The following is a 9,587-nucleotide window of genomic DNA, read 5'->3' as shown; positions in this document are numbered from 1 at the left end:
AAGGTGCCGATGGTAGCCATGTGTCTCATTCCTTTGTTGCTCGGGCCGCGCCCATCGCGACCTTGATTCGGTGGACCGGAGGCGATCGACTGGCACCCACCGGGGTCCCCGTTGCGCCTGCGCAATGGGGTGGTCCTTAGGGCTGGAACGAAGTGAAAGGCGGCGGGAGAGACTTTCTTGATCCGCGAGGAATGACGGCGCAGCCGTCAGGGGAAGAAAGTCGCGAAGGCCGTTGCCGGGACAAGATCGAGAGCCCGCGATAGCGGGATCGGCCTTCGGTCAGACCAGTCACATCGAGGTCGCAGATGGACGTGGCTTTTGGGAAACGGAATGAAGACCGGCGTTTCATCGCCGGCGTCATAGCCACCTGACAAGCGATCGGTTCGATTGAAAACCATCCCGACGACAGGCAGTGTGTGGCTTGAGCAAAACCTACCAGGCCGAATCATGCCACATCGCACCCTCACCGGCACCGGAACGGAGACGCCAAAGCAGGTTGGCAGATAATCGCCGACTGTCACTCCTCAGGCTGGCCCGAGCGTTGAACCCAAACTCCGTCTATGGTGACGATGCGGGGGAATGGCGTCGGCGAGCGCACGCCAGGCCCCCGCTTCAGCCTCGATCGGCACCATAGCATGGCGCTGTGCAGGCGGTTGCGTTGCAGCGGCTAGTCGGATGCAAAGTCTTCGGGCCACATCTGCGCGCCATGAAGCACACGCAGGATGCGAATGCGATCCGAGGCCAGAGCATAAGCCGCAACATAGGGCGTTCGGGGAATGACCAGTTCGCGCGTGCCGGGCACTCGGCCAGGACGACCGCTTTCGGGAAACTCGACCAGACGGAGCACGGCCTGCGCAATATGCTCGTCAACGGCGACCGCCGCACGCGGACTGTCCGCTTCGATGTGTGTGAAGATGTCGTCGCGATCAGCAAGCGCAAACGCCGACCACGTAAGCCTCATGACTTCGTTGTGCCGGCCTTGCGCAACGCGGCCTCACGTCTTGAGGCGAAATGCGCCTGAACATCCTCAGCGCTGGAGTCTGGCCTTGTGTCCTCGAGCGCCTGCATCACCTTGGCACGAAACCAGGCATCGTGAGCCTCGCTGTTACTGACCAGCTCCAACGGCAATGCGCCTTCGTTGGCGGTGCGCGTCAGCAGGATCCGCACTGCATCGGAAACCGTCAACCCCATCCCTTCAAGCACGGAAGCGGCGCGGTCCCTGATACTGGAGTCAATGCGTGTCTGCACGAGTGCATTCGTCGCCATGGATGTCTCCTGCCTCTTGCGATCAATGTAATGCAATTGAATGACTGATTCCAGAGCGAATGGTCCAATTTATATCGTTGGGGCAAATCTGGCATCAGACGCCGCACATACCCTCACATTCGATTGGCCAGAGATTGGGCTGGCCATGGTCGGCGGCCGTCAGATCGACTCGTTGGAAGTGACGCCTGATCGGGGATGCAACGGCCTTCCCCGTTCTCGATTGGCGAGAACATCACGCGGCCTCGGCGACTTCGCCGGAGGGCTGGAGGTCATGCAGATAATTGACCGCACGCTGGGCATGCGCCGCCGCGGCGAAAATGAAGCGCTTCTCGTTCTTGAGAATGGTCAGCCAGCTTGCAAGGTAACTTGCGTGATCAGGTCTCGGTTCGAGTTCGGGAACGATGCCGAGGTCTGCCGCCAAAAAACAACCGCCGAGATCGGCAACCAGCTCTTCGCGGGCGCGAAACGAGCGATCCTTGTGATAGCGGGAGAGGTTGCGGTCGAGCCGCTTTTCCGAGCCGGCCCAATGGGTCAGTTCGTGCCCTAAGTGGCATAATAATTCGGGGCGTCGCGAAAGCTCTGGAAGGGCGGCATCTGCACGATATCGAGCTCCGAATTGAAGAATGCCTTGTCGCCGCCGTGGCGGATGACAGCGCCGGTATTGGTGAAGAAGGCATCCGCGTGCTCGACTCGTTCGACCGGATCGGGCACCGGCGCGGGATTGCCGTAATACTGCGCCGGCAGGTCATCGATCTGATCGGCGCAGAACACGGTATAACCCTTGAGAAAGGGAATGCCGCGTTCGACTTCCTCGCCCTTTGCATCGGTTTCGGTGCGGGTGAAGCGGCTGGCGTAAACCACCATGGAGCCGGTCTCGCCCTTTCGAACACGACCGCCCAGTTCAACGCTCTGCTTGAGTCATCCAGGTGGGCGAGACGAACCCTCTTGCCAAAGCCTCCGACCAGAGAAGCAGCGTATTGATGCCCTGATATGGCAGACCGTTGTGGCGGAGCGGCCGCGTGATGCGACCCGTCGTATTTTCCGCCCTCCAGAGCTTCACCCACGGGCGCGCACCCTTTTCCAGATCCGCGACGATGCAGTGGGAGCGCGACCACACCGCCTACAGGTCTGCCGAAGCGCAGGCCGTTGCCGCCCGCGCGGAGGAGGAGTCGCAAGAAGCGGCGATACGGGCGGCGCAGGCTGGCATGGCCGACGCCCAGCTTGCTAACACCCTGGCTCAAGTAAAGCAGAAGGAAGCCGTGCTTCGCCAGACCCAGATTGATCTGGACCGCACCTACATCCGCGCTCCGGTCACCGGAACAGTGATCAGCCGCGCCGTCAGCGGTGGCCAAACCCTTGCGGCGGGATTGCAGACACCGGTGCTGTTCACGATCGCGCAGGACCTGACGCGTATGCAGGTTGACGCGTCGGTGGTCGAGGCGGACATCAGCCGCTTCGCGGTCGGACAGCCCGTCACCTTCACCGTGGACGCTTATCCCGAGCGTGTTTTCGAAGGCAGCGTCAAGCAGATACGCAAGGCCCCGCAGCTGGTGCAGAACGTCGTGACCTACGTCGCCGTCATTACGGCCGAGAATCCGGACGAATTGCTTCTGCCCGGCATGACCGCCAACCTCCAGGTTGTGGTGGCTACCCGCAGGAATGCCTTGACCATTCCCAACGCCGCACTCCGTTTTAGGCCCGACAAGATGGACGAGGCCTCGGTCACCGCGGGCGTCTCCGGCCTCAACCCACGACGCGGGGTTCCCGGCCGAGTGTTTGTGCCGGGGCAAGACGGCGCGCCGAGGCCTGTTGCCGTCGCTCTCGGCACCACCGACGGCCGGGTCACCGAGGTGCTGTCAGGCGAGTTGCACGAAGGCCAGCAGGTCATCACCGGGCCTGCCGCCACAGCGAACAACGACGCGGACGCTTCGTCGCTTCTCATCAGATTCCGTCTCCGTTGAGGGAGTGGCAATGGCCTTCATCAGTACAGTAGGGCTGCGTCATGGCTATCGCGTCGGCGGCGCGATGGTCTGGGCTCTGGACGGCGTAACCATAAGGGTCCGGAGCGGGGAATTCATGGCTGTGACGGGACCCTCTGGATCGGGTAAGTCGACCTTCATGAACATACTTGGCTGTCTCGACAGTCCCACCGAAGGTACATACCTCCTCGACGGAACCGATGTGGGTGGCTTGCGGCCGCACGCGCTCGCGGCAATCCGCAATCGCAGGATCGGTTTCGTTTTTCAGGCTTTCAATCTGCTTCCGCGCGCAACAGCGCTCGAGAACGTCGAACTGCCCCTCGTCTATCGCGGTGCCTGGGCGCGCCAGCGGCGTCGCCGTGCCCTTGCGATGCTTGAACAAATGGGGTTGGCCGACCGGGCGAACCATACCCCGGCCGAGCTCTCGGGAGGACAGCAGCAGCGCGTCGCGATTGCCCGCGCCCTGGTCACCGACCCTTCGCTTCTGCTTGCCGACGAACCCACCGGCGCTCTCGACAGCCAGACCGGTCAGGAGATCATGGCGATCTTGCGCAGCCTCAACAGTGCGGGCCTGACTATTGTGCTGGTCACGCATGAGAACGAAGTGGCTGCCCATGCCGACCGCATCGTCACCTTCCGGGACGGTCGGGTGACATCGGAATGCACGAACGCCCGGTCACTGATCAAGCCCCGTCGGTCGCTGATTTCCAATGTCGGGTAGCACGAGAACGGCACTGCGGTCGATGCGGGCGCACCGCCTGCGCAGCGGTCTGACAATGCTGGGCATCATCATCGGCGTCGCGGCCGTCGATAGCCGTGGGGATCGGTGCCCGGGAACTCATAGCGGCCCAGATACGCCGCCTCGGGTCAAACCTCGTAACCGTCACGCCGGGCAGCGCCAGGATGGGCAGCGTCAGCCTTGGAAGCGGTGCAGCCCCGCGGCTCAGCGAGGAGGACGCGGCAGCGGTCGGATCGGAGATCCCGGGGGTCGTCGTGGCCGCTCCGCTTCTGCATGCTCGCGAACAACTCATGGTGGGCGCATCGAACTGGCAAGGGGTGCTTCGCGGCGTCACGCCTGAGTATTTCGTGGCCCGCGAGTGGCGCGTCTTTGCCGGACGCGAGTTGACGCCCGAGGACAATCAGCGTGCCGCGAATGTGGTCCTTCTCGGCACGACGATGCGCGAGAAACTGTTCGGCGAGTCCGATCCATTGGATGCCAGCATCCGCATCCGCGACGTGCCGTTCACGGTGGTCGGACTGCTTGAGCGCAAAAGGGCAGAGTGTCTGGGCGACAACCAGGACGACATAGCCCTCGTGCCCCTAAGGACGGCGCGGCGTCAGTTTGTGGGCACGAGCCGCGCCAATCCTACCTTCGTGCACAACATCACCGTCAAGTTTGCCGAAGGAGCTTCCGCGGAGGATGTCATGTCGGCCATCCGCGAACTGTTCCAGATCCAGTTCCTTGTAGAGGCGATGACGCTCTCGCTGGTGGGCGGCTTCCTTGGCGCGCTTGTCGGGGTCACCGTGGCTGCGACGATCGGAATCCTGGCTCAGTGGCCGATAGTCATCGACCTCTCCGCGGTGCTGATAGCGGTGAGCTTCGCCGGGCTCGTGGAGTGCGCCCCTGAGGGTGGACAGATAGGCTTGAGGAATTGACCAGGCTTGTCGGGTTTTCGAAAAAGGGAACCCATGGCAAGATATAGCACTCACAGCATCGAGTTTAAGCGGCAGGTCGCGCAGGAATATCTGTCAGGCGAGACGCTTCACGGTTTGGCGAAACGGCACGACGTCACCCGAAACCTGATCCGTGTCTGGGTTCGCAAATATGAGGAAGGTGCCTTCGATGACGATGCGCAGGCCGCCGACCTTATCCAGGAATACGAGGCCCGGATCGCGGCCCTTGAGCGGCTCGTCGGCAAGCAAGCTCTCGAACTGGAGTTTCTAAAGGGGGCTCTGAAAAGCGCACCGCCGCCGAGAAGAGGGACTACATCCGTCGTCACCGGCCCCGCGGCATCTCCATCGCTGAAGGATGCCGACTGATGGGGATCGCGCGCTCGACCTACTACGACCGCCCGGAGAAGGCGGTCGACGACACCGCGATTGTCGAGGCAATATTCGCGATCTGCGACGAGTTCGAGTTCTACGGTTATCGCCGCGTCGGCGCTGCGCTGCGTCAGCAAGGCTTCGTCGTGAACCACAAAAAGATTCGGCGCCTGATGCGCGAGCATGACCTGCAGCCCAAGATGAGGCGGCGCTTCGTGGCCACCACCGACAGCGACCACGATGGCCCAATCTTCCCCAACCTGGCGAAGGACATCGCCCCTACCGGTCCCAACCAGCTCTGGGTCAGCGACATCACCTATGTCGCGCTGCCGACCCGCTTCGTCTACGTCGCCGTCCTCCTCGATGCATGGTCGCGCCTGATCGTCGGCTACGCTATCGGCCGCTCGATCGATGCGCGCCTGACGGTCGCCGCCTTGAGGACTGCCATCGATCGGAGAAGACCACCGCCAGGCTGCATTCACCATTCCGATCGCGGCTCGCAGTATGCCGCCGAGATCTACCGGCAACTTCTTGTCGATCAAGGTCTGATCGGCTCGATGGGCCGCAGAGGCAATCCCTATGACAACGCCAAGGCCGAGAGCTTCATGAAGACGCTGAAGGTCGAAGCTGTTTACCCGATGGCTTTCGAAACCTTCGACGACGTCATTGAACACCTTCCCCGCTTCATTGAGGATGTCTACAATAACCGCAGGCTCCATTCGGCGCTCGGCTATCTGAGCCCGCAGCAGTTCGAGGATCAACACATCCGGCAGACTGGCAAAACAGCAGCCTGATCATTGTCCACCCTCAGGGGCGCACTCCAATCCGCTGTATCTATTCTCGACGATTGGAGCATTCGGCATAGGTCTCATGTTCGGATCGATAATTGTTGCCGCCGTTCTTGGCGTGTGCACCTATGCGGTTTTCACGATCACTGTCCGAAAGGAAGAGGCGTTCCTTCGAGATAAATTTGGTCCGAAGTTCGAAGCGTATTTGACTAGAACGCCGCGGTTCTGGCCCAAAACTGGATTTATCAGGACGAGCATCAGCACATGTTCTCCACCAGAGCGCTACGGAGTACATTCTTCGATGCCCTCTATTTTCTGGCTATATTTCCGGCCATTGAAGGTATCGAATATCTGCAGGTACTTGGTTATCTGCCAACCTATTTCTGGCTGTTCTGAGCGCCGCTCCTATAGCTCGAATCTAAGACCTGCTCTTCCCCAAGTCGGGGTCCCATCAGCAAACAAAAAGCCCGCCGCCTCTGAGGGGGGAGAGACGACGGGCCGTGACCTCGGATGCCGTTTGGCACCATAGCCCCCGAGGTGCCGGTAAAATATGTTTGAACAAATGCGAGGCAGCGGAATACCATAGCAAGGAGAAGCATTCGTGCAAAAGCGGGTCGCTGAATTCTGGTACGGCATCGAAGCCTGTGATCATAATATCGTGCGTTTGCGCGAGACTTGGATCGACCCTTATCTCGCAGGAAATATTTGGCTCGTTCGGGGTTCAGAGCGTGATCTTGTCGTCGACGCCGGCACCGGCTTCGTGTCGCCCCGTGTAGTGATTGATGCCATTAGCAACAAGCCAGTCTTGGCGGTGGCATGCGCCTGCTACTACGACCACGCGGGCGGACTTCACTATTTCGCCGAGCGAGGGTGTCATCGGTTGGATGCAGACCAGATCGCGCATCCTACTGATGAAACTTCTGTCGTTTCAACCTACGTCGATGAGACCATGCTGACCGCACTACCCTATGAGGGGTTTGAGGCGGCAAACTATCGGATGCAAGGCGCCCCGCCGACTGTATGTTTCGATGACGGCGACATCATTGATTTGGGAGATCGACGCCTGGAAGTGCTCCACGTCCCGGGAGTGACGGTGGGTAGTATGGCGCTTTGGGAAGCTGCAACTGGCAGTCTGTTCACCTGCGACACACTTTACGATGATCCTGTGGTGGAGCGAGATTTCGCAGTAAGCGATCCGATCACATTTGCTGATAGCCTGAATCGGCTTCGGAGGTTGCCGGTCAACACAGTGTTCGCCGGACATTATCAGTCGTTCGGACAGGTGCGGATGCTTGAGCTCATCGATCGCATACTTCGTGCGAAGGCCGGTTAGCCGCCTGAAGCTTTGCCGGAATGAAATCGTTCGGCTGATGGGACGCGCCCAACCGGGTCAGCCAGTTAGGCTCCGTCCAACGCAAAAAGACCCGCCCTGCCAGAGCCGAGTGCGATCAAGCCGCTGAGCGTCGCTTTTGTTCCTTCGGGATCACGTACATTCGAGCAGTGATGACGATCCCGCTCCGCTTAACAATATTTCACAAAGTAATCTTTGGTTTTCACCATTCTGGGCCAACCGGTTTACGGCCGATCGATATGTTGGGGCGCCGAAATGGGAGGACTAATCATGACCATAGCGCAGATGAGCTGGGGCCTTATGAAGTACCCGGTGAATGACCCGAGACTGAAAGAATTTCTGGACAGCCTAAGCGAAGTATATCGGCTGGCCGAAGAGCACAAAGGCTTTTTGTGGCGTATTCCAGACGAGGTCATAGCCGCAGAACTTGCAGCTTGCGGATTCGATGGTCGGATGTCGGCAACCGTTTCCGTGTGGAGGAGTCTGGCCGACCTGCACGACTACACCTTCAACTCGCTGCATGGAGTGTACCTTAAGCGGACATCGGAATGGTTCGAGAAAGTTGAGGGGCCGCAGCTCGTCGTTTGGGATGTCGAAGAGGAGGCCAGGCCGAGCTTCATCGAAGCATGGGAGCGGCTTCAGGAATTGAAACGGAACGGGCCATCCCAACGCGGATACGGGTGGAAACGTTAGTGGCGTCAACCTGAAATTCCAGAAGCCTGCCGCCTCGTGAGAGACGGCGGGCTAGACGTTCAAGTGATTTGTCACCGGGTCTGCCGACCTGGAGCGGATGCGTGGACGAGAACGAAAACCCTCGCTATCGTCCCTTTATGCAAGGGAGGAAAAAATGCCAGAGGTTCGTCGATGCGGGGTGGAGCTGGTCGTGAAACTGCTGGACGCCGCCGATCATTTAGAACGAATGGGGCTGGAGGAACTCCGCTCCCTGCTCCGCGAGACTGCCCAGGTCTTGGTAGAGCTTCTCAGGCAGGATGTACCGGAGGAGCGGCGAGGTTGACGTCGGAGCGATCGCTTTCCTGCCGGTGCATATGCTGGAGGAAGACGCGGAGTCGAGGGAGCGGCGTGAGGGCGGCCAGCTGAAGCCAGCCGCCTACTGCATGTCAAGCGGCCGGACGGGGGAAGCGTTTTTACACTCTTCTTGAAGTGCTCGAGCTGTGCTTTGCATGGCGGTTAGCATCCTCACGGCGTGGGCCAGAAGAATAGCCATCAAAAACCCGAGATTCACACTGAGCGACGAGTTCTTTCAGCTTTTCCAACAGGCTGTTGATTTGCGCTGAGAGCTGACCCGGGATTTGCGCCGAGAAGTGACCCGCCTTGAGGTATCGTTCGTGTCGGTCGTGGTGGTCAAGTTCCTCCGTTTCTCCTTCGACGTTTGGGCTCATGCGCCGAGCTATTCTTGAAGCGAAAGCTGTCGTTTCCTGTTTCGAGGATGTGGCAATGATGGGTGAGCCGATCGAGCAGCGCGGTGGTCATCTTGGCGTCGCCGAAGACGCTGGCCCATTCGCTGAAGCTCAGGTTCGTGGTGATGATGACGCTGGTGTGCTCGTAGAGCTTGCTCAGCAGATGGAAGAGCAGTGCGCCGCCTGAAGCACTGAACGGCAGATAGCCGAGCTCGTCCAGGATGACGAGATCGGAGTGCGCCAGGCGATTGGCGATCTGACCTGGGCGACCTTGGGACTTCTCCTGCTCCAGAGCGTTGACCAGTTCGACCGTCGAGAAGAAACCGGAGGCTCAGCACCATCACAGAGTAAATCATCTCGGTGAATTCAGCTTTTCCCGTCGGATAAAGATGATTGTCGGCGAGAGTCACGATGTTGATCCCGCTCCTGATGATGTCGAGGAACACGGTGATCGAATCCATAATCTCTTGGCGGCTAATCCGATCGGGCCGGCCCATCTCCTCCGCCGCCGTTACTGAACCTGCTCCTCGTTGATCGTTGAGGGCGTGGTGCCGTTCATCTCGACCGAGAACGGCTCGCAGCCCTCCATGCAGGCCCCCGTTTCCGTCAACGTCACGGTATCGGTCTGCTCGAACGACTCGCGATTGGGCATCTGGACTTTCGGCAGCGATTCCTTGTTGAGAATGGCGTCGTCCGGGACGATCCCGTTCAGGTTGAGGACATAGGCCGTGACGGCATAGAC

At 59.9% G+C, this 9,587-nt stretch carries 10 protein-coding genes and 4 pseudogenes; 9 read left to right on the top strand and 5 right to left on the bottom strand.

The features are described 5' to 3' along the window. Positions 1–667 precede the first annotated feature (667 nt). The 3 genes and pseudogenes from ACLKMW_RS25895 to ACLKMW_RS25885 form a co-directional block, all read right to left on the bottom strand. Positions 668–961: a type II toxin-antitoxin system RelE/ParE family toxin gene (locus tag ACLKMW_RS25895; protein ID WP_415727400.1), complete on the bottom strand. Its 294-nt coding sequence runs from the start codon at positions 959–961 to the stop codon at positions 668–670. After that, complete coding sequence (locus ACLKMW_RS25890; RefSeq protein WP_415727399.1) at positions 958–1,266, bottom strand: type II toxin-antitoxin system RelB/DinJ family antitoxin; 309 nt, start codon at positions 1,264–1,266, stop codon at positions 958–960. The genes ACLKMW_RS25895 and ACLKMW_RS25890 overlap by 4 nt, the downstream gene beginning before the upstream one ends. Before the next feature lie 232 nt (positions 1,267–1,498). Then, a pseudogene (locus ACLKMW_RS25885) lies at positions 1,499–2,383 on the bottom strand (ArdC family protein). On the opposite strand from ACLKMW_RS25885, the gene ACLKMW_RS25880 reads away from it, so the two are divergent. From ACLKMW_RS25880 to ACLKMW_RS25840, 9 genes and pseudogenes are all read left to right on the top strand, one after another. After that, entirely contained in the window at positions 2,289–3,227 is a 939-nt protein-coding gene (locus ACLKMW_RS25880; protein WP_415727397.1) for an efflux RND transporter periplasmic adaptor subunit, read from the top strand. The pseudogene ACLKMW_RS25885 and the gene ACLKMW_RS25880 sit on opposite strands and share 95 nt — an antisense overlap. Positions 3,228–3,237: 10 nt before the next feature. Continuing rightward, positions 3,238–3,966 (top strand): ABC transporter ATP-binding protein, encoded by a 729-nt coding sequence (locus ACLKMW_RS25875; RefSeq protein WP_415727396.1) that lies wholly within the window; start codon positions 3,238–3,240, stop codon positions 3,964–3,966. 95 nt (positions 3,967–4,061) lie between these two features. Further along, positions 4,062–4,901 (top strand): ABC transporter permease, encoded by an 840-nt coding sequence (locus ACLKMW_RS25870; RefSeq protein ID WP_415727394.1) that lies wholly within the window; start codon positions 4,062–4,064, stop codon positions 4,899–4,901. A 33-nt stretch (positions 4,902–4,934) separates the two neighbouring features. Further along, complete coding sequence (locus tag ACLKMW_RS25865) at positions 4,935–5,285, top strand: transposase (RefSeq protein ID WP_415727393.1); 351 nt, start codon at positions 4,935–4,937, stop codon at positions 5,283–5,285. Then, on the top strand, positions 5,234–6,082 hold the full coding sequence (locus ACLKMW_RS25860; RefSeq protein WP_415727402.1) for an IS3 family transposase: 849 nt from the start codon (positions 5,234–5,236) through the stop codon (positions 6,080–6,082). Before ACLKMW_RS25865 ends, ACLKMW_RS25860 begins: the two co-directional genes overlap by 52 nt. Beyond that, positions 6,045–6,254 (top strand): annotated as a pseudogene (locus tag ACLKMW_RS25855) (methyltransferase); the annotation flags it as partial. The gene ACLKMW_RS25860 and the pseudogene ACLKMW_RS25855, both read left to right, overlap by 38 nt. Positions 6,255–6,340: 86 nt before the next feature. Then, the gene (locus tag ACLKMW_RS25850; RefSeq protein ID WP_415727392.1) at positions 6,341–6,472 is read left to right on the top strand and encodes a hypothetical protein; all 132 of its coding nucleotides are present in this window, start codon (positions 6,341–6,343) and stop codon (positions 6,470–6,472) included. Between the two features lie 205 nt (positions 6,473–6,677). After that, positions 6,678–7,409 carry an MBL fold metallo-hydrolase gene (locus tag ACLKMW_RS25845; RefSeq protein ID WP_415727391.1) on the top strand — a complete coding sequence of 244 codons (732 nt, stop codon included), beginning with the start codon at positions 6,678–6,680 and terminating at the stop codon, positions 7,407–7,409. Positions 7,410–7,697: 288 nt separating this feature from the next. Continuing rightward, complete coding sequence (locus ACLKMW_RS25840) at positions 7,698–8,120, top strand: DUF3291 domain-containing protein (protein ID WP_415727390.1); 423 nt, start codon at positions 7,698–7,700, stop codon at positions 8,118–8,120. Positions 8,121–8,789: 669 nt separating this feature from the next. Here ACLKMW_RS25840 and ACLKMW_RS25835 read toward each other — a convergent pair. After that, positions 8,790–9,167, bottom strand: a pseudogene (locus ACLKMW_RS25835) (ATP-binding protein); the annotation flags it as partial. 189 nt (positions 9,168–9,356) lie between these two features. Beyond that, a pseudogene (locus ACLKMW_RS25830) lies at positions 9,357–9,587 on the bottom strand (hypothetical protein); the annotation flags it as partial.

Source organism: Borborobacter xinjiangensis (genome assembly GCF_047739745.1).
In the GTDB taxonomy this organism is placed as follows: Bacteria; Pseudomonadota; Alphaproteobacteria; order Rhizobiales; family Rhizobiaceae; genus Pseudaminobacter.
The sequence above is the reverse complement of the archived record's forward strand: the minus strand, read 5'-3'. Positions and strand labels throughout refer to the sequence as shown.

Coding starts and splice junctions, on each gene's coding strand:
- ACLKMW_RS25895 (WP_415727400.1), bottom strand. CDS start 961: ATGAGGCTTACGTGGTCGGCGTTTGCGCTTGCTGATCGCGACGACATC.
- ACLKMW_RS25890 (WP_415727399.1), bottom strand. CDS start 1,266: ATGGCGACGAATGCACTCGTGCAGACACGCATTGACTCCAGTATCAGG.
- ACLKMW_RS25880 (WP_415727397.1), top strand. CDS start 2,289: ATGCGACCCGTCGTATTTTCCGCCCTCCAGAGCTTCACCCACGGGCGC.
- ACLKMW_RS25875 (WP_415727396.1), top strand. CDS start 3,238: ATGGCCTTCATCAGTACAGTAGGGCTGCGTCATGGCTATCGCGTCGGC.
- ACLKMW_RS25865 (WP_415727393.1), top strand. CDS start 4,935: ATGGCAAGATATAGCACTCACAGCATCGAGTTTAAGCGGCAGGTCGCG.
- ACLKMW_RS25850 (WP_415727392.1), top strand. CDS start 6,341: ATGTTCTCCACCAGAGCGCTACGGAGTACATTCTTCGATGCCCTCTAT.
- ACLKMW_RS25840 (WP_415727390.1), top strand. CDS start 7,698: ATGACCATAGCGCAGATGAGCTGGGGCCTTATGAAGTACCCGGTGAAT.